Annotated in this window: 18 protein-coding genes and 4 pseudogenes; 13 read left to right on the forward strand and 9 right to left on the reverse strand. The window is 68.2% G+C overall.

What is annotated here, in order from left to right; translation table 11 throughout:
* Nucleotides 1–21: 21 nt before the first annotated feature.
* From ADBZ6K_RS16325 to ADBZ6K_RS16360, 8 genes and pseudogenes are all read left to right on the forward strand, one after another.
* On the forward strand, nucleotides 22–774 hold the full coding sequence (locus tag ADBZ6K_RS16325; protein WP_526348502.1) for an HAD family hydrolase: 753 nt from the start codon (nucleotides 22–24) through the stop codon (nucleotides 772–774).
* Nucleotides 775–949: 175 nt separating this feature from the next.
* On the forward strand, nucleotides 950–1,276 hold the full coding sequence (locus tag ADBZ6K_RS16330; protein ID WP_526348504.1) for a hypothetical protein: 327 nt from the start codon (nucleotides 950–952) through the stop codon (nucleotides 1,274–1,276).
* 17 nt (nucleotides 1,277–1,293) lie between these two features.
* A pseudogene (locus ADBZ6K_RS16335) lies at nucleotides 1,294–1,365 on the forward strand (hypothetical protein); the annotation flags it as partial.
* A complete protein-coding gene (locus tag ADBZ6K_RS16340; protein WP_526348664.1) occupies nucleotides 1,365–1,874 on the forward strand; it encodes a hypothetical protein in 510 nt (169 codons plus the stop codon). The pseudogene ADBZ6K_RS16335 and the gene ADBZ6K_RS16340, both read left to right, overlap by 1 nt.
* Nucleotides 1,875–2,271: 397 nt before the next feature.
* The gene (locus ADBZ6K_RS16345) at nucleotides 2,272–3,612 is read left to right on the forward strand and encodes a DUF2254 family protein (protein WP_526348506.1); all 1,341 of its coding nucleotides are present in this window, start codon (nucleotides 2,272–2,274) and stop codon (nucleotides 3,610–3,612) included.
* A pseudogene (locus tag ADBZ6K_RS16350) lies at nucleotides 3,605–3,846 on the forward strand (permease); the annotation flags it as partial. The gene ADBZ6K_RS16345 and the pseudogene ADBZ6K_RS16350, both read left to right, overlap by 8 nt.
* Nucleotides 3,843–4,256, forward strand: a pseudogene (locus tag ADBZ6K_RS16355) (transposase); the annotation flags it as partial. The pseudogenes ADBZ6K_RS16350 and ADBZ6K_RS16355, both read left to right, overlap by 4 nt.
* A 448-nt stretch (nucleotides 4,257–4,704) precedes the next feature.
* A complete protein-coding gene (locus tag ADBZ6K_RS16360; RefSeq protein ID WP_526348508.1) occupies nucleotides 4,705–4,890 on the forward strand; it encodes a hypothetical protein in 186 nt (61 codons plus the stop codon).
* Here the strand turns inward: ADBZ6K_RS16360 and ADBZ6K_RS16365 are convergent.
* Nucleotides 4,842–6,671: an ArnT family glycosyltransferase gene (locus ADBZ6K_RS16365; protein WP_526348510.1), complete on the reverse strand. Its 1,830-nt coding sequence runs from the start codon at nucleotides 6,669–6,671 to the stop codon at nucleotides 4,842–4,844. The genes ADBZ6K_RS16360 and ADBZ6K_RS16365 overlap by 49 nt on opposite strands.
* A gap of 98 nt (nucleotides 6,672–6,769) precedes the next feature.
* On the opposite strand from ADBZ6K_RS16365, the gene ADBZ6K_RS16370 reads away from it, so the two are divergent.
* Nucleotides 6,770–7,534: a trans-aconitate 2-methyltransferase gene (locus ADBZ6K_RS16370; RefSeq protein WP_526348512.1), complete on the forward strand. Its 765-nt coding sequence runs from the start codon at nucleotides 6,770–6,772 to the stop codon at nucleotides 7,532–7,534.
* Here ADBZ6K_RS16370 and cysN read toward each other — a convergent pair whose 3' ends face one another.
* From cysN to ADBZ6K_RS16395, 5 genes are all read right to left on the reverse strand, one after another.
* A complete protein-coding gene (gene cysN, locus ADBZ6K_RS16375; RefSeq protein WP_526348514.1) occupies nucleotides 7,535–9,391 on the reverse strand; it encodes a sulfate adenylyltransferase subunit CysN in 1,857 nt (618 codons plus the stop codon). It abuts the gene before it with no gap.
* Entirely contained in the window at nucleotides 9,391–10,317 is a 927-nt protein-coding gene (cysD, locus tag ADBZ6K_RS16380; RefSeq protein ID WP_526348516.1) for a sulfate adenylyltransferase subunit CysD, read from the reverse strand. The genes cysN and cysD overlap by 1 nt, the downstream gene beginning before the upstream one ends.
* Complete coding sequence (gene stf0 / locus ADBZ6K_RS16385; protein ID WP_526348518.1) at nucleotides 10,314–11,117, reverse strand: trehalose 2-sulfotransferase; 804 nt, start codon at nucleotides 11,115–11,117, stop codon at nucleotides 10,314–10,316. Before stf0 ends, cysD begins: the two co-directional genes overlap by 4 nt.
* A 68-nt stretch (nucleotides 11,118–11,185) precedes the next feature.
* Complete coding sequence (locus tag ADBZ6K_RS16390; RefSeq protein ID WP_526348520.1) at nucleotides 11,186–12,571, reverse strand: sulfatase family protein; 1,386 nt, start codon at nucleotides 12,569–12,571, stop codon at nucleotides 11,186–11,188.
* 135 nt (nucleotides 12,572–12,706) lie between these two features.
* Nucleotides 12,707–13,189, reverse strand: coding sequence for a hypothetical protein (locus ADBZ6K_RS16395; RefSeq protein ID WP_526348522.1), 483 nt, complete (start codon nucleotides 13,187–13,189; stop codon nucleotides 12,707–12,709).
* 67 nt (nucleotides 13,190–13,256) lie between these two features.
* Between ADBZ6K_RS16395 and ADBZ6K_RS16400 the strand changes: the two genes are divergently transcribed.
* The gene (locus ADBZ6K_RS16400) at nucleotides 13,257–13,928 is read left to right on the forward strand and encodes a phosphatase PAP2 family protein (protein ID WP_526348524.1); all 672 of its coding nucleotides are present in this window, start codon (nucleotides 13,257–13,259) and stop codon (nucleotides 13,926–13,928) included.
* Here the strand turns inward: ADBZ6K_RS16400 and ADBZ6K_RS16405 are convergent.
* The gene (locus tag ADBZ6K_RS16405; protein WP_526348526.1) at nucleotides 13,882–15,372 is read right to left on the reverse strand and encodes a bifunctional phosphatase PAP2/diacylglycerol kinase family protein; all 1,491 of its coding nucleotides are present in this window, start codon (nucleotides 15,370–15,372) and stop codon (nucleotides 13,882–13,884) included. The two genes, ADBZ6K_RS16400 and ADBZ6K_RS16405, sit on opposite strands and share 47 nt — an antisense overlap.
* A 133-nt stretch (nucleotides 15,373–15,505) precedes the next feature.
* Here ADBZ6K_RS16405 and ADBZ6K_RS16410 point away from each other — a divergent pair, with 133 nt between their 5' ends.
* Entirely contained in the window at nucleotides 15,506–16,168 is a 663-nt protein-coding gene (locus tag ADBZ6K_RS16410; protein ID WP_526348654.1) for a L,D-transpeptidase family protein, read from the forward strand.
* A 23-nt stretch (nucleotides 16,169–16,191) separates the two neighbouring features.
* Here the strand turns inward: ADBZ6K_RS16410 and ADBZ6K_RS16415 are convergent.
* A pseudogene (locus ADBZ6K_RS16415) lies at nucleotides 16,192–16,440 on the reverse strand (nuclear transport factor 2 family protein); the annotation flags it as partial.
* Between the two features lie 53 nt (nucleotides 16,441–16,493).
* Here ADBZ6K_RS16415 and ADBZ6K_RS16420 point away from each other — a divergent pair.
* Nucleotides 16,494–17,273 carry a DUF3159 domain-containing protein gene (locus tag ADBZ6K_RS16420; RefSeq protein WP_526348528.1) on the forward strand — a complete coding sequence of 260 codons (780 nt, stop codon included), beginning with the start codon at nucleotides 16,494–16,496 and terminating at the stop codon, nucleotides 17,271–17,273.
* 109 nt (nucleotides 17,274–17,382) lie between these two features.
* Nucleotides 17,383–19,209, forward strand: coding sequence for an Hsp70 family protein (locus ADBZ6K_RS16425; protein WP_526348530.1), 1,827 nt, complete (start codon nucleotides 17,383–17,385; stop codon nucleotides 19,207–19,209).
* Nucleotides 19,210–19,360: 151 nt separating this feature from the next.
* On the opposite strand, the gene ADBZ6K_RS16430 is transcribed toward ADBZ6K_RS16425, so the two are convergent.
* A complete protein-coding gene (locus tag ADBZ6K_RS16430) occupies nucleotides 19,361–20,368 on the reverse strand; it encodes an ABC transporter ATP-binding protein (protein WP_526348532.1) in 1,008 nt (335 codons plus the stop codon).
* Nucleotide 20,369: the final 1 nt, after the last annotated feature.

A 20,369-nucleotide genomic window follows, 5' to 3' on the forward strand; every position in this document is an offset into this window, starting at 1 on the left:
GAGCACGAAGGCGGATCGCCGATGAGCCCAGGTCTTGCCGGTGTCGCAGCCGTCGTCTACGACGTCAACGGCACGCTCGTGCACATCCGCACCGACGAGCACCGTGAGGACATCTTCCGCACCATCGGGCACTTCCTGAGCTATCAGGGCATCGACCTTCGCCGCCATCAGGTGCGCGACCTCTACTTCGGCCGGCTCAAGGCGCAGCAGCGCGAAAGCCCGGAGGAATACCCGGAATTCGACGCCGTGGCGATCTTCCGGTCGATCATCGACGATTTCGCCACCGAGTACACCGCGACGCTGACGCCGGGCCGCCTGGCGGAACTCCCACTGACTCTGGCGGAGATGTTCCGCGGGGTGTCGCGCAAGAAACTGAAGCTGTACCCGCACGTGCGGGCGGTGCTCGACGAGCTGCGCAACCACGTTCCGCTGGCGATCGTCACCGATGCCCAAAGCGCCTATGCCCGTGGCGAACTGCACAAGGTCGGGCTCACCGGCTACTTCGAGCCGGTCGTGGTTTCCGGCGACCACGGGTTCCGAAAGCCGGACCCGCGGCTGTTCGAGTACGCCCTCGACGGTCTGGGGGTTCCGCCGTCCCAGGCCGTGTATGTCGGCAACGACATGTACCGCGACATCCACGGCGCCCGCTGGGCTGGCATGCGTACCGTGATGTTCGACTCCGATCAGGGCACGAAACACCATGAGGGCTGCAGCCCGGACTTCCGCATCACCGATCATCGGGAGCTGCTGCGACTGCTCGGCATCGGCTCCTGACGCGCGCCGCGCCGGTCGCGCCACCCGGGGCAGGTCGCCACCGTGCGTCTCGACAGTTAGACCATACACTGCCAATTTCAGCCAGAAGTTGGCGTAGGCATACGTAAGTAGACGGCGGCGGGGGCGAACGCTTCCGGGCACGCTCGCCCCTGCCGCCGGATTCGGCAGTCAGACAATGAAACATCTAACTCGCGACGATCACAGCTGCTGGCACGGCTGGGCCGGCGATCTACGGATCCGGCTCACTGGAGCACCACACGCCACCCCCACCCGCGACGACGATGTCAGGGCGGCGTTGCGCGCCGATCTGCTGGTGTGCGAGGGCGGCATACATGACCTCGTCATCGAACTGTCCGACCAACCGTCCTGCGACCCGATAGCCGACCCGGACACCCTGTGGGCGAGCACCGAAAACCGTTGGCGACAAACCATTCCCGCATTGAACTCCTCTGTTGCGCCGCGGGACGCCCGGCACTCCTACGCCGCCCTACAGGAGACTTGACCACCCCTGGCGGGGGGATGGTGGCCGCGGCGACGACCAGCCTGCCCGAACCCGCCGAGCGGGGCCGCAACTACGACTATCGCTACGTGTGGATTCGCGACCAGTGCTACGCCGGTCATGCCGTCGCGGTCGACGGCCCGCACCGGCGCCCGATGCCGGCCGGTGGAGCGCCCTGGCCGACACCGTCCTGGCCCATCACCAAGTTGGCGACACCACGACCGCGATGCGCTTCTTCGAACGCAACCGCGCCGCCTGCGGACCACAGGGATTGCTGTGCGAGGAATACGACATCCAACAACGCCGCCGACCATCCCCGCCGCAAGGTGCACTGGGTGGGCGCCAGCACACCATCCTCGGCCAACGCGCGATACCCGCCGTACTGGACCGCTACCTGGCAAAGACCGGATTTGGCTCCCAGCAGACCGGACAACCCGCCGATGCGGACCGGTCCAACAACCTCTGGGAACCCCCCGGCGGCGCCGAGGGCACCGACTACGGCGTCCACGGCGTGTTCGACGACCGGCCGTGGTCCGCTCACCACAACGGTGGCTGGCAGAACACACCCACCCGTGGGCATGGGCCGCCGCCGCGGCGCTGACCCTGGCGGTGCCGCAACGGCGCGGCATCGCTGAGCCCAACCGAGCCCACCCCGTCAATCGAATCGAAGGAGCTGACTCATGAAGGACACCGTCTGCTGCGCCAAGCGGCGCCGGTGACCTCTCGGTGCTGCGCTACGTCTGCTACGAAGCACGCGGCGGCATTAGCGTGATTCGCACCGATCAGCCCTGCGGAACCCCGATCACCGTCGGCCTGACCGAAGCCACATACCATCGAAAGGGACACGCCTTTGACGATTGAAGCCCCATGCTGACACCGGCGCCGCGAGCGCGTAACGGCTCGGGTCGGCCGGCGCGGCAGCTCTCACAACCACAGGACTGGACCCGCCGCGTTCCGACATGTGAGTCACCGATAATTGGCCCGTCGAGGTGAACCCGGTGTTGGCGTCGGTGCGCGATACGGCGCGCACGCAGCTATGGCCGCTGCCGGCAGCAGGGGTGGTACTCGCGGTCCTGGCTGCGGTGGGCCTCCCCGTAGCTGATGCCGCAGTCGACGGTGATCTGCCGGGATGGGTGGATGCGCTGTTGTTCGGCGGGGATGCCGGCGCGGCCCGCACCCTGCTCAACGCCATTTCCACCTCGCTGATCACGGTGACGTCGCTGACGTTCTCCCTTACGGTGGTGACCCTGCAACTGGCCAGCAGTCAATTCTCGCCGCGACTGCTGCGCATGTTCACCAGCGACGTCTTCGTGCAGACCACCCTGGCGGTCTTCCTGGCCACCTTCACCTACGCCCTGACCCTCCTGCGCGCCGTGCGCAGCCCCGACACCGGGCCGGCGTTCGTGCCGCGGATCTCGGTCACCGTCGCCTTCGGTCTGGCCGTCATCAGCGTGCTCACCCTGGTGCTGTTCCTGGCGCATCTGGCCCGCCAAATCCGGGTGGAAACCATGCTGCGTGACGTCCACGACGACGCCACCGCCACCGTCAAGACGGCCACCACCCCGGCAAGCGATGCCCAACCCCGGCCCGCACTACTCACCCCACCCCAGGATGCGGTCCGGCTGACCGCCCCGCGGTCGGGGTTCATCACCAGCATCGACGAAGCCCACCTGCTGGATGCCGCCCGGCGCGCCAACGCCTGCCTCATCATCGAGCATCACCCGGGAAGCAGCATCGTCGAAGGAGTCCCGATCGGATCGGCCTGGGGAACATCGGGCGCGTTGGGCGCCGAGACACGCGAGCAGCTGCAGCGCGCCGTCAGTGCCGGGATCCGCGTCGGATACGAACGCACCGCCGCCCAGGACGTGGGCTACGGACTTCGCCAACTCACCGATGTCGCCAACAAGGCCCTGTCCCCGGGCATCAACGATCCGACCACCGCGATCCACGCCCTGGGCCACATCTCGGCGATCCTGTGCCAACTCGCCGGCCGCGACCTGCGCCCAGTCATGCTGTGCGACGACACCGGACAGCTCCGAGCGGTACTACACCGGCCCAGCTTCGCCGCGTTGCTGGATGACGCGGTGACCCAACCCCGCCGCTACGGCGGCTCCGACCCTCAGGTCATCGGTCGACTGTTCGGGTTGCTCGAAGAGCTGTCCTGGCACGTCGACGATCACCGCCCCCTCCTCGAGCAGCTCGACCGGCTCACCACCACCGTCGCAGGGTCGGACTTCGACCACGTCGAACGTGATCAATTCGAGCGCGCAGCAGCCCGCATCCACCGCATCACGACTGACCGACGCACACCCGAGGAAGGAGAGAACGGACATGAGTGAGGCTGTTCTGCGCGCGCTGTCGCTGACCGGGTCGATGGCCTGGGAAATCCTGCGGGCGCTGGTCTTCGGGTTCACCGTGTCTTCGATCGTGCAAGCCGTCGTCCGCGGCGACACCATCACCTCCATGCTCGGCGACGACCGCCGCCGCGCCCTCGCGGTAGCCACTGGCCTGGGAATGGCGTCATCCCGTCGTGTTCCTACGCCGCGGTCGCACTGGCCCGCTCCTTATCGCGAAGTATTGGATGCGGGTGCTCGCCGAGTTGAAGAACAGGGGTGTCGGCGACATCTGCATGTGGTGTGCGACGGCCTCACAGAGCTTCCGCAGGCGATCGAAACCGTGTGGCCGCCGGTGATTACGCAAACATGCATCGTCCACCTCCTCAGAAACAGTTTCCGCTACGCCTCGAAGAAGGACTGGCCGGCGATCGCCAAGGACCTCAGCCGATCTACACCACCCAGCGAATCGGCCGCCCTTGACGCGTTCGTCGCCTTCGGCGAGCAATGGGGCGACCGGTATCCCGCGATCATCAGGCAGTCTCGATCCCACCGGCCGCGGACGTCAGCGTTGGTCCAACCGCTGGAAGGCCGCTTTGAATGCGTTCGAGGTGACCTTCGACGGACTCCTGTCAGCAGGACGAAAGTAGAACCAACACAATCAGTTACACCGAATACTTGACGGACCCGCCCGCGCTTTGCCCGGAGTTCAGGCGAACTGAGGGTTCTTCGGCGGGAACCCAAGGATGCTCAGTGGCTTTGGGGCGAGTTGATCCTTGGGTTCGCGCTCAACCTGGTGGACCGTGTTCCTCGGCTGGGGTTTGGAGGATCTGTCGCGCGGCTGCGCTATATCGGATCGCTGTGGTCTGGTCGAGTCCGAACACGACGGCCAGATGGAGTGGGTCGGGGCAACCCGCATCTGATCATCAACAAACAGACCGCCTCGACCATCCGAGCCATCAGCGACAACGCGCTCACCGCGCCATTCCGCCGCCCAGCAAGCGTCGACCGTCAACTCGACGAAGCGCTCACCCACGGCGGGTTGGCGGTGTTGGGCCAGCGTCTGCGCCGGTATTCCAGCCAGTCGATCAGCAGCCGGTGGGTGAGCTCGTCGAGCGGGCGCGCGACGACGAGCTGCGGGTGCCGATCGGCGTGACCGCGACCGGTGAGCCGCTTTACTTCGACCTCGAGGCGAAATCCGCTGCGGTGGGATGGGGTCTGCTGGACGGCCTCGGTCAGATCAGGCGGTACACCACGGAGGATCCGACGATCTCAGCCGGGTAGTGCGCGGCGACCCAGTCGGCGATCTCACGGGTGTGCGAGGCACCGCCCGTGGTGGGCCGAGTCGTCTCTGTGTGCAACGACGCGGCGTGGCCGGCCTCGACGTAGTACGAGATCTTGCCGGCGTGCACGTCATCGATGAACTGGCCCAGCGTCGGAACCGGATCACCGCTCCAGCCGCCGACCGCCATCACCGATGTGCCGGAAGCGAGTTCCAGCACGGCGGCCGACTGGGAGCCGTTGGTCGCCGCCGACCACGGAGTCCGAGCGGCGGACAACAGCCGCGCCAGTTCGACATTGGACGATTCGTCACCCATCCAGCCGCCCGCGACATCACCCATCCCGCCGCCCGCGGCGAAAGACGACCGCACCGCGCTGGGGATGGTGCCGTGGTGGGGAGTGGCGGCGGTGGCGATCGAATACGCCGCGGCGGGTACGAGTGCGACGAGGGTGGCGAGGGCGGCGAGGACGGCCGGTCCACGGCCGTCCGCCGCCGGAATCGCGAGCCCGACGCCAGCCGCGATCGCGGCGGGGCCCAGCGCCCAGGGTAGCCAGCCCGGACCGAACCCGTTGTCATGCAACAGAACCGCCGACCACGTCCCCGCGAGTGTCACGATGGCGGCAAGGGCGACCCTCCCGTCCCAGCCCAATCGGCACCGCCTCGCCCACACGGCACCCATCCCGATCAGCGCAGCGACCGCGGGGGCGAGCGCAACCGAGTAGTACGGGTGGACAATGCCTTTCATATAGCTGAACACCAGCGCTGTCGCGACCAACCACAGCCCCCACATGACCAGCGCGGCCGACTCGCCGGCGTCCAACCGCCGGCGGGCCGCCAGGTAGATCCCGAAGGCCAGGCAGCCCAGCGCCGCGGGGAGCAGCCACGAGATCTCGTCGCCGAGTTCACCCATGAACAGCCGGTGCGCACCGGTCACGCTGACCATGTGCATCCGCGCGACGCTTTCGTGCTGGGTCGCTCCGCCCTTCAGCCTGCCGATGCCGTTGTAGCCGAAGGCGAGATCCAGCACCGTGTTGTCTGTCGATCCGCCGATGTAGGGTCGCGCGCCAGGCGGCACCAGCGCGACGATCGCCACCCACCATCCCGCGGTCGCGATCAGCACCGCCAGGCCGATCGCCAGGTCGCGCAGCCGTCGCCGCCTCGAAGCCCGCGCGTACAGCAGGTAGGCCAGCGCGAAGCCGGGCAGCACCAGGAAGCCCTGCAACATCTTGGTCAGGAATGCGGTACCCATGACCGCACCTACCGCGGCCAGCCAGCGCCACGACGCGCCCTGCACCGCGCGAATCAGGCAGTAGCCGGCCACGACCAGCAGCAGGACCAGCAGCGCGTCGGGGTTGTTGAACCGGAACATCAACGCCGCGGCGGGTGTGCAGGCCAGGGCTGCGCCCGCGAGCAGCCCGGCGGCGACGCCGTCGTCGTGCTCGCGGAAGGTGCGCCGCACGGTGGCATAGAGCATGGCGACGGACGCCACGCCCATCAGCGCCTGTGGGGCCAGGACCGACCAGCTGCTCAGCCCGAACAGCCGCACCGACAGCCCGGTCACCCACAGCGAGATGGGTGGTTTGTCGACCGTCACGAAGTCGTGCGCGTCAAGGGAGCCGAAGAACCATGCCGACCAGCTCTGCGAACCCGCCTGCGCCGCAGCGGCGTAGAACGAGTTCCCGTAGCCGCTTGCCGACAGTCCCCACAGGTACAGCACGCCCGTTCCCGTGAGTAACCCCGCCAGCGCCCATCGTGGCCACGCGCGGGCCGCGGCGGTCGACACGGGTTCACCGTGCCCGGTGTTGCTGGTGGCCGCCCTGGCCACCGGCTGGGAAAGTGCTGTGAGTGCAGGGCGGTTGGCGACTCTGCGACACTGTCGGAATGTGGAACCCGGACGTGTACCTGGCCTTCGCCGATCACCGCGGACGCCCGTTCTTCGATCTGCTCGCGCGGGTGGGGGCCGACAAACCCAGACGGGTGGTCGACCTGGGCTGTGGGCCGGGGAATCTCACCGTCGCCCTCACCCAGCGCTGGCCGGAGGCGGCGTTGGAGGCGTGGGACAGCTCACCGGAGATGGTGGCGGCCGCACGCGAACGCGGCGTCGATGCGCAGACCGGTGATCTGCGTGACTGGGCTCCGCAACCGGACACCGATGTGGTGCTGAGCAACGCCGCGCTGCAGTGGATCCCCGAGCATGCCGACCTGTTGGAGCGCTGGGCCGGGCAGCTGGTGACCGGGGCGTGGATCGCCATGCAGGTGCCCGGCAACTTCGACTCGCCGTCACACGAAGCGGTCCGGCGGCTGGCGGGCAGCGAACCATGGGCGGAGGCGTTGCGGGACATCCCCTTTCGGGTCGGCAAGGTGGTGGACACGCCGTCCGGCTACGCCGGGCTGCTGACCGACGCGGGCTGCGCCGTCGACGCCTGGGAGACCACCTACGTGCACGAGCTGACCGGAGCCAATCCGGTGCTGGACTGGATCACCGGCACCGCGCTGCGACCGGTGAAGAGCCGGCTCACCGAACCGCAGTGGGAGCGGTTCCGCGCGGAACTCATCCCGCTTCTCGACGACGCCTACCCGGCCAGGCCCGACGGCAGGACGTTCTTCCCGTTCCGCCGGATCTTCGTGGTGGCCCAGGTGATGTGATCAGATGCGGTCGAGGGTTTCGAGGACCCGGGCGACCAGCTCGTCGATGTCGGCGCCGGTGGTGTCGAGGACCAGTTCGGCGTCCTCCGGCGGCTCGTAGGGCGCCTCCACTCCGGTCAGCCCCGTGAGCTCGCCCTTGCGGGCCCGTGCGTAGAGGCCCTTCGGGTCGCGCCGTTCGCATTCCGCGAGCGGTGTGGAGATGTAGACCTCGATGAACGGGAGTTTGGCGGCCGCGTTGAGCGCCCTGGCGATCTCCCGATCGGATTTCAGCGGTGAGACCAGCGATGCGAGTGCCACCACACCCGCGTCGGCGAGCAGCCGGGTGAGATGCCCGACCCTCCGGATGTTCTCGGCCCGGTCGCCCGCGGAGAAGCCGAGGTCGTCGGACAGCCCGTGGCGGATATTGTCGCCGTCGAGAAGGTAAGCGACCCGGCCGGATTCGACGAGGGCGCGCTCGACGGCGACCGCGACGGTGGACTTCCCCGACGCGGGCAGGCCGGTGAACCACACCGTGGCACCCCGCGATCCGGTCTTGCTCCACCGGTAGTCGCGGTCGAGTGACGAGGGGTGCCAGCGGATGTCGTTGCGGGTGGCAGCGCCGGGCTTGACCTCTCGAGGTTCGGTGATGGTGCCCGCGCCGACGGTGTCGTTGGACGTCTCGTCGATCAGGATGAACGCACCGCTGTCCCGGTTTTCGGCGTAGGGATCGGCAATCACGATCGAACTCGTCCGCAGGGTGACTGCGCCGATATCGTTGAGCACCAAATCAACTGGGCCATCCAGCTCATCGAGCGTCTCGGGGTCCAGGCGGCTGTGCAGCGCCTGGATCGTCGCCCGCACGGTGCGGGTGCCCTGCTTGAGCGCCACCCGGTCACCCGCGCGCAGCGGCGCGTCGGCGAACCAGCACACCGTCGCGTCGATCTCGCGGGCCAGCACGGGCAGCGCCGCGTCGTCGGCACCGCTGACGAACACGTCGCCCCGACCGACGTCGATGTCATCCTCCAACTCCACCGACACCGACAGCGGCGCGACGGCCGTCGTGCGTGCGTCATCGAGCGTGTCGACGGCGGTGACCGTCGACCGGCTGCCTGCCGGCAGGCTCACCACCACATCGCCGACCCGCAACGCCCCCGCGGACAGCCGCCCGGTGTAACGCCTGCGCTGATCGGCGGCCGGCCGCGACACCCACTGCACCGGCAGGCGGAGGTTGGCCGGCTCGGGCTGGGGAGCCGAAAGTTCGATATCCTCAAGGTATTCCAGCAAGCTCGGGCCGTCGTACCATGGTGTCCGGTCGGAACGGTGCACCACATTGTCGCCGTGCTTGGCGGCGATCGGGATCACCGTCATCTCCAGGCCGCCGAGCCGATCCGCCAGCAGGGCCAGCTGCGCCTTGACCTCGCCGAACCGGTCGGCGTCGAAGTCGACGAGATCGATCTTGTTGACCGTCGCGACGAAGTGCTTGACCCCCAGCAGCTTCGCGATGCGGGCGTGTCTGCGGGTTTGGCGCAACACACCGGCGCGGGCGTCCACGAGCAGGATTGCCACGTGGGCGTTGGACGCCCCGGTGAACATGTTGCGGGTGTAGCGCTCGTGGCCCGGGGTGTCGGCGAGGATGTAGCTGCGGGTGTCGGTCGAAAAGAAGCGGTACGCAACGTCGATCGTGATGCCCTGCTCGCGTTCGGCGCGCAGGCCGTCGGACAGCGCCGCCAGGTCGGCGACGCCCTCCTCATCGGTCACCGCCTCCAGGTGGTCGAGCGGCAGACTGTCGGTGTCGTGCAGCAGCCTGCCGATCAGCGTGCTCTTACCGTCGTCCACCGAACCCGCGGTGGCGATCCGCAGCAATTGGCGGGTGGTCATCAGAAGTAGCCCTCCCGCTTGCGGTCTTCCATCGCGGCCACCGAGGTGCGGTCGTCCGCCCTCGTCTCACCTCGTTCTGACACCGTCGCCGCGGAGATCTCCGTGATCACCCGGGCGATGTCCGTGGCCTGCGAACGCACCGCGCCGGTGATGGTCAGATCTCCGACGGTGCGGTAGCGCACCCACTCGACAGCCGATTTCTCGTGGTCGGCGGGCGTCGCGTATTCGGAGACCGCCAGCAGGATCCCGTCGCGTTCGAACACCTCGCGCCGGTGGGCGAAGTAGATCGAGGGCAGCTCGAGGTTCTCCAGTTCGATGTAGCGCCAGACGTCGAGCTCGGTCCAATTGGACAGCGGAAACACCCGGACCTGCTCGCCCTTCTTGATCCTGCCGTTGTACAGCGACCACGGCTCGGGGCGCTGGGCCCGCGGATCCCACTGTCCGAACTCGTCACGGAAGCTCAGGATGCGCTCCTTGGCCCGCGCGCGTTCCTCGTCGCGGCGGGCGCCGCCGAACGCGGCGTCGAAACCGCCGGCCTCCAGAGCGTCGAGCAGGGTGCGGGTCTGCTGCCGATTGCGCGACGCCCCGGGGCCCGGGTCGGCCACCCGGCCGCTGTCGATGGTCTCCTGCACGGAACCGACGATCAGCTTGTGGCCGTGGTCCCCGAGCCTGCGGTCGCGGAACTCGATGACCTCGGGGAAGTTGTGCCCGGTGTCGACGTGCAGCACGGGGAACGGGAGCGGGGACGGCCGAAACGCCTTCTCGGCCAGCCGCAACAGCACTATCGAGTCCTTGCCCGCGGAGAACAGCAGCACCGGGCGCTGCAACTCTGCGACGACCTCGCGGATGATGTGCACCGCCTCGGCTTCCAGCAGCCGCAGCTCGTCGACGTGGGTGTCGTCGAATGTCGTTGTCGCCGTACTCATGTCGGCAGTCCCTCCCGTTCTGCGTCGGCGCGGTAGCGTTCCACCCACTCGTCGGAGCGCTGGTCGGCCTGGCGCTCCAGCACTGGGGCCGGCGCCAGCCGGGGGTCTAGTCCAAGGCGCTCGAGGACGGTGCCGACGACCTCGGTGAGGTTACGCCACAACACCGGGTAGGGGACGTCGATGGGTTCGATGCTCTGCTCGGCGAACCAGTTGCGCCAACCCTCCTCCTGGGCGCGCAGCATCGCGACGACGTGGGCGATGGCGCCCGCGTGGTACTCCGCGCGGGCGTCGCGCACCGGGTCGGGCCTGCCACGCCATACCCGGGTCTGCACGGCGCGCCAGAACGACACCGCCTGGGATACCACGTCGGGCCGGTAGATGTGTACCAGCACCGGGTCGCTGCCGACGACGTCGCGAATCGCGGAGAGCAACCCGTCGCCCGAGCGATTCGGCAGGTCCTTGGCGCGGTCGAGCAGCAGCGGGGTCTGGTTCCACATCAGTTTGCCGCCCCACACACCGTTGGGGGTGCGTCCGACCGTGCGGATGTAGTCACGCCAGATCTCGGCGGGGGCGATGTCGGGCTTGCCCTCGATGAGCGGGTCGAGCAGGCGCAGGATGGATTCGTCTTCGACGTCGGCGAACCACTCCCTTGGCTGGGGCGACATGCTGGTCGTCGGCAGGTACTGGAAGAACTCCTGGGGTTCCCCGGCGACGCCGGTGGCGCGCAGTGACTCGACGAGCAGCGTGCTGCCGCTGCGCTGCGATGCGAGGACAAGGTAGGCCGACGGACGGGCTGACACGCGCGTGAGCCTAACCGCAAACGATTTAGGACGCACATCCACCCGATAATGAATCAGGCTGATGAAAACTATTGTCGGGCACTCCGATCCGTGCTGATGCCACGGTCCGTCGCGATCGCCGAGCGGCTCGACGCCGACTGGATTCGCCAGTAGGTATCCGTATAGCGTTCCGAGATCCGGGTGCCCGCGAACTCCGAGGGAATGACGTCGCCGGTCTTCTGCCGCCAGTCGTGCAGTAGCAACGCCAGCTCGCTGGCGATGGCTTCAGACTTGTCGGACGCCTTGTCGGACGCGCCCGCTCCGAGCAGGTTATTCGACTCCGACGGGTCCTCGGTGAGGTCATAGAGTTCGCGCTGCGGACGCTCGCCGAGAGCGTGGGGTGCCATCGCGCGCCCCGATGCGCTGTCGGCGATGTCCAGCGGCAGGTCCAGCAGCGGCCGCGACGCGTAGTTCTCGATGTAGCTGTAGTCCTTGGTCCGGATGGCGCGGATCGGGTCGAAGGAATCGTGGTAGGTCTTGGTCGTGTAGACCGCCGACCGGACCGCGCCCGCCGATGCGGGATCGCCCAGCAAATGGTCGGCGTGTGAAAGTCCGTCGATGTCGGCCGGGACGTCGACGCCGAGCAGCCCCAACAGGGTGGGCATCAGGTCGACGCCGCTGAACAGGTCGTCGTATACCGCCGGGCCGATTCCGGAGCCCACCGGCGGCCGGACGATCAGCGCGATCCCGGTGCCGGCGTCGTACAGCGTCGACTTCGCCCGAGGCAGTGCGGGACCGTGATCGGTGAGGAACACCACCCAGGTGGTGCGGTCGAGGCCGGTGGCGGTCAGTGTCTCGAGCAGTTGCCCGACGGCGGCATCGGCCACGGTGATCGAGCCGTGGAACTCCGCAATATCCTGGCGAACCTCGGGAATGTCGGGCAGATGGTCGGGTACCACGACGGACGTGGCGTCGGCCGCCTGGTAGCGCTCGGCAGGGTAGGGCCGGTGGGTCTCGAAGAAGCCCGCGGTGAGCAGGAAGGGCTCGGCCGGCGCGTCGGTGAGCCACTCGGAGGCGCGCTTCACGACGTACTCGCAGTAGGAGTTCGACACGTCGAACTCCTCGTAGCCAAGCCGGGCGGGATACGACGTCTCGTGTTGCATACCGAATAGCGCTGTGTACCAACCGTTCTCGGCAAGTACGTGGCTGAGGGTGCGGATGCCGTCGCGGTACTCCCAACCGTGATGGGCGAGGCCCACCAGGCCGTTGTTCTGGGGATAGCGACCGGTGAACAACGAGCCCCGCGACGGCGAGCACAGCGGGGCGGTGGCGTGGGCCCGGGTGAACAGGATTCCGTCGGCGGCCAGGGCGTCCAGGTGTGCGCTGGACACCTCGGCGTGGCCGTACGCGCCGAGGTGGCGGCCCAGATCATGCCAGTGCACGATCAGCACGTTGTGTCGTTGCTGGCCGGTCACGTGTTGGGCTCCTTTCTGCCGTCCGCAACTTTGCCGTCCTCAGGCGGTCCGACCGCACCGAGATCGACGTGAGCGCGGGCCGCACTCGCAGTTTGTCGCGCTGGCGTCGATCTCGCCGACCGGCCGCTAGCAAGACTAGGGGTGGTACGCCACGCCGACCGCCCGGAACACCCATTCGGCGGGGACGTCGAAGGCCAACGACCGCAGCGGCACCCGGGTGAGGACGTCCTCCGGGATGTCGTGCCGGTACTGCAGCGACAGGTGGCCCTCGCATCGCGGATCGATTTCGGCGAGCTCGGCCTCAAGCAGCAGGCCATCGCCGGAGAGTTCGGCCTTGACCGCGCCGGACTGTGGATCGCGCCAGCGCTGATCGATCGTGCGTCCCGCCAGCTTCGGCACGGTCGACAGCGTCCCCAGCACCCGCTCATGTGTCAGCACCAGCGACCCGGCGTAGCTGGAGATGCTGTTCGACGACCGCTTACCGGGAATCGCGCCGCTGAACCGGCGGGTCACCGGGACATATTCGGTGAGGTGAAGGATCCCTTCGGCCTCCAGCTCCACCCGCATCTCGTCGGGCAGTTTGCCGATCCGCAGCAGTTTTCGGAGCAACACCGCCATACGCGACCACCATACGGCAGCCGCGCGCCGACGTCCCTGACCTTCGCAGGGTGGTAGAACGGGGTGGATGACACCGCGCGGGGCCGTGCTGATCGGATCCGCGCTGGCCGCCGTCGGGGTGTGCGTGCTGATGTGGATCGGCTATGCGCAGCGGTGGGAGTGGCTTGCCGACGCGGACAGCCGGGCGCTGGACCCGCTCCACCGCTACGGGCTGGAGCACCCGGGGTGGGTGCTCGCCTGGCAGGTGTTCTGCACCGTGCTCGGGCCGACCGCCTTCCGGCTAGCCACCATTGTCGTGATCGTCGTCGCGCTGCTGCGGCGCAACCTTCGCACCGCGCTATTCCTGGTGATCAGCGTCGAGCTGGCCGGGCTGGTCACCGAGATCGCCAAACAGATCGTCCAACGTCCCCGCCCGGCGACCGCGCTGGTCCACGCACCGTCGTGGTCCTTCCCGTCCGGGCACGCGCTGGGTGTGATGGTCGCCGTGCTGGCCCTGCTCACCGTCGCGTGGCCGGTTTTGCGGCCGTCGCTGCGCGGCTGGCTGGCCGCCCTGGGTGCGGTGGTGGTGGTCGCGATCGGCGTGGGCCGGGTGGTGCTCAACGTGCATCACCCGTCGGATGTGCTGGCCGGCTGGGCGCTGGGCTACGCGTACTTCGTCGCCTGCCTGCCGATGCTTCCGCCGACCGTGCCGATCACGGAAGCGGACGAAACACCGGCAGTACCCGGTAGCGCACGCTGAAAGTGGCGTCGGCGCATTCGGTTCCGATCTCGCCGTCGCGGGCGAGCATGGTCGGTCCGCCCTCGGACGTGAATCGGAACTCGGGGACCCGCATCTCGTGGTAGAGCGGGCTGCGCTCCAGCCGGCCGAGAGCGAGCGCGGTCAGGATCCGGGTCCGGCTGAATCTCCTGCCCGTCTCCAGGATGCGGACGTCGATGAGGCCGTCGTCGATCCGGTTCCGCCGCGACGGCGCGAACCCCGACGGCAGATACGTCGAGTTACCGAGGAAGAACAGCGACGTCTGCAACGTGTGGTTGTCGTAGCTGATGCGCACCGGTTCGTCGTGACGCAGGGTGTGCAACATCGCGTAGATCCCGGCAAGCGGTTTGCCGATGCGGTGCTCGAGCTTCTCCCGCGTCTGCACGAACAGCGGGTAGGCGCCGATGCTGGCGGTGTTGATCACCAGGTGTTCCTCGTTGAGGCAGACCAGGTCGACGTAGGCCGCGCTGCCGCGGCGGATGGCGTCGATGGTCTTGGCCACGGTGTCGCAGCCGATGTCCTTGGCGAAGTGGTTGAACGTGCCGCCGGGGAACACCGCAAGGGGAACGCCCGCGTCGACGGCGGTCGCCGCCGCGCACGAGACCGTGCCGTCGCCGCCGCCGACGGCGAGCACCTCGGCACGTCCGGCCGCATCGCGCAGCACCGCCATGAGGTCGCTGTCCTCGCCGAGCTCGACCACCTCGGCCTGCGGTAACGAGGTGCGGACCTCGTCGGCGACCCGGGCGCCGGTTCCGCCGCCGGACGCCGGATTGATCACGAGGACGACCCCGGCGCCGTCCGGACGTTCCGGGGCTTCCATCCGCAGCGGATCGGCTGTCGGTATCCGCTCCGGCGGGATCGGAGGCACCACCCGGCCGCCCAGCACCGCGATGGCCGCACCCAGACCGAAACCGGCGAAGACGTCGCCGGGATAGTGCGCCCCCGTCGCAACCCTGGACAGCCCGACGAGCCCGGCCAGCAACGCCAGCGCGAGACCCACCGGCGGGCTTTCCAGCCCGACCCCGACCGCGAACGCCGCCGCGCTGGCCGAGTGCCCTGACGGCAGCGAATGTGAGGTGGGCATTCGCCGTGCCTGGCGGGCCAGCGGCACCAGCACGCGGTTCGGCCTCGGCCTGCGCCACACCCGTTTGGCCACCTGGTTGGTGACCGCGCTGGTCACCGCCAGGCTCAGTACCCCGCGCATGGCGCCACGCTTCGCCGATGGCCCGCCCACAGCCGCCAGTCCTGCGGCGATCGCCAGCCAGAGCTTGGAATGGTCGGCGGCTCTGGTCAGCCTGGGCATCACCGTGTCGAGCAGCGGGCTCGGCGACGACGCGATCGCATCGAACACTTCGCGGTCCAGCGTTCCCAGGCCCTGGCCGATTTGCCGGAGGCCCTGCCTGCGTCGTATGGGCCACACGTTCATAACGCCAACTTAGCCGGTGGCGAATGCGGGCCACGTTTCTTCGCCGAGGCGGCCTGGCCGATGGCCGGACCGTTCACGATCGTGTCTGAACCTTGACTTGACCTTTCATGGCTTGGCTGCCGACGATTGGTGGGTGCGCCGACTGCTGGTCTTGCTGTGCGCGACCGCGGTCTGGCTCGGACTCGTCGGTGCACCGTCGGCGCATGCCGAGTTCACCCCCTGGTTCGCGCCATCGGTCGGCGGCGCCACCCAAGTGATTTCGGTTGTGGGAGTGGGCGGTTCGAAGGCGAAGATCGATGTGTGGCAGCGCGCCGGCGCCGGCTGGCAGCCCGTTGCCGCCGGGATCCCCGGCTGGGTCGGCGCGAACGGGATGGCGCCGCAGACGCACGACGGCCAGATGAAGACGCCGTTGGGCATCTTCACCCTCGACTTCGCGTTCGGCACCGCGCCCAATCCCGGCGGCGGTTTGCAGTATGTCCAGGTCGGCCCCGACCACTGGTGGGACGGCGACATGAAGAGCCCGACCTACAACACCATGCAGGTGTGCAAGCGGGATCAATGTGCGTTCAACACGTCACCGTCGAGCGGGACGGAGAACCTGGAGATCCCGCAGTACGTGCATGCAGTGGTGATGGGGGTGAACAAGGCGCGGGTGCCGGGCAACGGCGGCGCGTTCTTCCTGCACGCCACCGACGGCGGCCCCACCGCGGGCTGCGTCGCGATCGACGATGCCACCCTGGTCGAGCTGATCCGGTGGCTGCGGCCAGGCGCGCTCATCGCGGTTGCGCAGCAGTAACGGTCAGATGACGCGTCGTCGCCGTCGACGGTGATCTCGGGGTGGCCCACCCGATGCTCGGTGATCACCCCTTTGCCCAGCGATGTCCGCAGGTAGTCCACCAGGCTGTTGCGGTCGGTAAAGCGGTGCGTCCTGCCGAGGGATTCGCCGTAGTCGCTGATGACAGCGTCGGTGAGCGTCGCGGCGAAGTCCGCCCAGTTCGTGGTGTCGAGCGCGCGAAGATAGCGACACGTGACCTGTTTCATGTCGGCTCTGTCACCCGTGGCCGCCATCACAACACAACGCCATCGCAACCCAATCGGAAAACGGGCATTAGAGTTTGCCCATGAAGTTGATTGACGGCTACGTCAGATCGCCGCTGTCCGGACTCGCGCCGTGGGTGCTGCTTGCGCTGTTGTCGGGGCCGGGGCGATTCGAGGAGGCCGCGGCCGCCGCGCTCGGTGTGGCGCTGCTGACGCTGTGGGTCGGAACGCGCCGGGGTGTGCCGGTCCACATGCTGGAGGGCTTCGGCGTCGCCTACTTCGCGGTGATGGCCCTACTCGGTCTGCTCGCGCCCGACAACGTCATCGGCTGGCTCGAGCTGTGGGCCGGTGAACTGAGCAATATCGCGCTCGCGTTGTTCGCGATCTTCACACTGGTCGTCCGCAAGCCGTTCACGATGGCCTACGCCAAGGACACCACACCGCAGGAACACTGGGACAGCCCGCTGTTCTACAAGATCAACTTCGCCATCAGCGCGGCGTGGGCGCTGGCGTTCACGACCTCGGCAGTCGCCGGCGCGGTGGGCGATGCGGTGCTACGGGACAACGAAAACTTCTGGACCGCATGGATCATTCCAATCGGTGCGATCATCGGCGCGGTGTCGTTCACCGAGTTCTATCCCGACTATGCCAGTGCCAAATTCGCGCTCAGTGTCGGTGAGACCACCGACCCGCCCCCACCCCTGGTCAAGGCGATCGATTGGCTGCCACCGTTCCTCACGGTCGTGGGCATCGCGGGCTGGGTGTCCGACGCCCTGCCCGACGTGTTCGCGATCGCGCTGATCGTCGTCGGAGTGGTGGGTTCTGCGTTGATGCGCAAGGTGATACCGGCAGCGCAGAGCTGAACGACCTGCAGCTGGTCGCACAGAGCCACGGTAGCCAAACGTCGTTCGGTCAGCGGACCGGGGTGTCTGATCGGGATTGGGACGAAAGGCGACTATCCTGTGGTCCGTTATGAGCGACCCGTTGGGGTTGTCGATCGGCACTACCAACCTGGTTGCGGCCCGTGTCGGCAACCAACCCGTGACGCGGCGTTCGGTGCTGACACTCTCCAGCGATCGCACGCCGCAGGTCGGTGTGCCCGCGGGAAGTGGCGGCGGGGTGGAACTTGCCGGCTTCGTCGAGCGCGTCGGCGACCCCGTTCCCCTGGTGGCCGATGACGGATCGTCCTATCCCGCCGATCGACTGCTCGTCGAGGCGCTCGACGCGATGATCGACGTCGCCGGCGGCGGCTCGCCGGACCAGATCGCCATCGCCGTCCCGGCGTACTGGAGTTCGTCGACGCAGTGGGCGCTGCGAAACGCGTTGCGGACCAATCCCAATCTCGCACCCAACGGTGTTCCGGCTCGGTTGGTGTCGGATGCGGTGGCCGCCCTGACTGCGCTGCGTGTCCACCCTGGCCTGAATCCGCAAGGTGTGGTGGCGCTGCTGGATCTCGGTGGCGGTGGCACGAGCGTCACCCTGTCGGATGCGTCGTCCGCGTTCGAACCCATCGACGAGACGACCCGTTACACCGACTTTTCCGGCGATCAGATCGACCAGGCGCTACTCACCCATGTCCTTGCGGGACTCGCCGCGGCGGGCGCCGTCGATCCCGCAGCCACCGCGGCGGTCGGTTCGCTGACGAGGTTGCGCGAGGAATGCCGGCTGGCCAAAGAGCGGTTGTCGGCCGAGACCGCGACCGATCTGACCGTCGAACTCCCCGGCTACCGATCCAGCGTCCGGATCACCCGCGCCGACCTCGATGCGCTGATCACCGAGCCTTTCGACGGCGTACTGGCCGCGCTGGACACGCTCATGGAGCGCAACAGGATCGGCTGGCCGACAGTGTCTGCGGTGGTGACGGTCGGCGGCGGGGCGAACATTCCCTTGATCACGCAGCGGCTGTCGCAGCACTCCCGGGCTCCCGTGGTGACCACCCCGCAGCCCGCGCTCGACGCTGCGGTGGGCGCCGCGCTGCAGGCTGCCTACGGGGCCGCGGCCGATGCGCCGACGAGCGTGGCGCCCGCCGCTCCCGTGACCGGGATAGGCGGTGAGCAGGCGGGATCGGCGACGTTTCGTGCGTTGGCGTGGTCGCAGGACGACGGTGCCGATGAGCCCGTTCCCTACGTCGGCGACAATCCCTACCGGGCCGGCGACAATCCCTACCGGGCCGACGACAATCCGTACCGGGCCGAACCCGTCAGCGGGCGGGCGCCGGTGCAGCAGCTACCCCCGACCGGGCCGGTCGACGGGGCGCGGCCGTGGCACCGCGTTCCGCAGGTGATCGTAGGCCTGGCGACCATCGTCGCCCTGCTTGCCGTCGGTGGGGTCGCGTACGCGCTGACCAGCATGACCACCAACACCGCGCCGTCCCCGGAGGTGGAGACGGCCGAGCCGACGGCCAGGCAGGTGCCGTCGCCGACCGCGGAGGTTCCGCCACCCGCCCCACCCCCGCCGGCAGCTCCGCCCCCGCCGGTCGAGACGGTCACCCAATCCGTTGCCCCGCCGCCGCCGGTGACGGTGACGACGGTCGCGCCGCCGCCGACGACGCATGCGCCGACCACCACCACTACTACGACCACCACGGTGCCGACGACCACTACGACCACGGCGACCACGGCGCCGACTACCACGGCGCCGACTACCACGATGACCACGGCGACCACGGTGCCGACCACGACGGTGCCGACCGCGACGGCGCCGACGAATCCGATCACGACGACGTATCTGAACGTGCCGTTCCTGCCGCCGATTCCGATCCAGGTGCCGCAGAACCCATTCCAGCCGCCGTCGCCATAGCCGGCTGGCGGCTCACGTCGAGTGGGCTCCGCGACGGTAACGTGAGGGCGCGGATCCGGCCCAGATCCCGCCCTGAGGTTACTTTGGCGCGCCCCAGTGCGAGCCCAGGGCGGTCCCAGTGCGGGCCCCAGCCCGACGTCCCAGGGCGGGCCTAACCGGTCGGCAGGGGAGCCAGATTGCGCGGGTGATGACACGCCGCGAAATGGCCCGGATCCCGTTCCACCAGCACAGGATCGTCGGACCGGCACACGTCGGTGGCCCATGGGCACCGGGTGTGGAAGCTGCAGCCGGGCGGCGGATCGATCGGGCTCGGCACATCACCCTCGAGCACCATCCGCTCGCGCGCGGCGTTGAGCCGGGGATCGGGGATCGGGACAGCCGACAACAACGCATTCGAGTACGGATGCAGCGGCTTGTCGTACAGACCCTCGGCGTCGGATTGTTCGACCACCCGGCCCAGGTACATCACCGCTACCCGGTCGGACACATGGCGGATCACGCCGAGGTCGTGCGCGACGAACAGATACGACAGGCCGAGCTCATCCTGAAGTTCCTTGAGCAGGTTGATGATCTGCGCCTGCACCGAGACGTCGAGCGCCGAAACGGGTTCGTCGGCGATGATCATTTTGGGCCGCAGCGCCAAAGCCCTTGCGATGCCGATGCGTTGGCGCTGGCCGCCGGAGAACTCGTGCGGGAACCTGTTGTAGTGCTCGGCCTGCAGGCCCACCCTGTCGAGCAGGTCCTGCACGGTGCGTTTCAACTCGGCACCGCTGGCCAGCCCGTGCAACTCCATCGGGTCACCGACGATCTGACCGACGCGTTTACGCGGATTCAGCGAAGCGAACGGGTCCTGGAAGATCATCTGCATCTGGCGGCGGATCGGACGCATGTCGCGCCGCGACCGGCCGACGAGCTCCTCGCCCTGGAATTTGATCGAACCCGAGGTCGGCTCGAGCAACCGGATGATGGTGCGGCACAGCGTGGATTTGCCGCATCCTGATTCGCCGACCAGTCCCAGCGTTTCCCCTTCGCGCAGGGTGAGGCTGACACCGTCGACCGCGCGAACCCGCGCCACTTCGCGCTCGAACACCACCCCCGACTTGATCGGGAAATGCTTGACCACATCGGTCACCTCGAGGAGCAGATCACCCTTGCTCACG

It is taken from the genome of Mycobacterium sp., from assembly GCF_044223235.1.
Lineage (GTDB): Bacteria > Actinomycetota > Actinomycetes > Mycobacteriales > Mycobacteriaceae > Mycobacterium.

Excerpts from the sequence above, each read along its gene's own strand:
- ADBZ6K_RS16420 (WP_526348528.1), top strand. The coding sequence starts at position 16,494 with ATGAAGTTGATTGACGGCTACGTCAGATCGCCGCTGTCCGGACTCGCG.
- ADBZ6K_RS16370 (WP_526348512.1), top strand. The coding sequence starts at position 6,770 with ATGTGGAACCCGGACGTGTACCTGGCCTTCGCCGATCACCGCGGACGC.
- cysD (WP_526348516.1), bottom strand. The coding sequence starts at position 10,317 with ATGAGTACGGCGACAACGACATTCGACGACACCCACGTCGACGAGCTG.
- ADBZ6K_RS16395 (WP_526348522.1), bottom strand. The coding sequence starts at position 13,189 with ATGGCGGTGTTGCTCCGAAAACTGCTGCGGATCGGCAAACTGCCCGAC.
- ADBZ6K_RS16400 (WP_526348524.1), top strand. The coding sequence starts at position 13,257 with ATGACACCGCGCGGGGCCGTGCTGATCGGATCCGCGCTGGCCGCCGTC.
- cysN (WP_526348514.1), bottom strand. The coding sequence starts at position 9,391 with ATGACCACCCGCCAATTGCTGCGGATCGCCACCGCGGGTTCGGTGGAC.
- ADBZ6K_RS16325 (WP_526348502.1), top strand. The coding sequence starts at position 22 with ATGAGCCCAGGTCTTGCCGGTGTCGCAGCCGTCGTCTACGACGTCAAC.
- ADBZ6K_RS16425 (WP_526348530.1), top strand. The coding sequence starts at position 17,383 with ATGAGCGACCCGTTGGGGTTGTCGATCGGCACTACCAACCTGGTTGCG.
- ADBZ6K_RS16330 (WP_526348504.1), top strand. The coding sequence starts at position 950 with ATGAAACATCTAACTCGCGACGATCACAGCTGCTGGCACGGCTGGGCC.
- ADBZ6K_RS16405 (WP_526348526.1), bottom strand. The coding sequence starts at position 15,372 with ATGAACGTGTGGCCCATACGACGCAGGCAGGGCCTCCGGCAAATCGGC.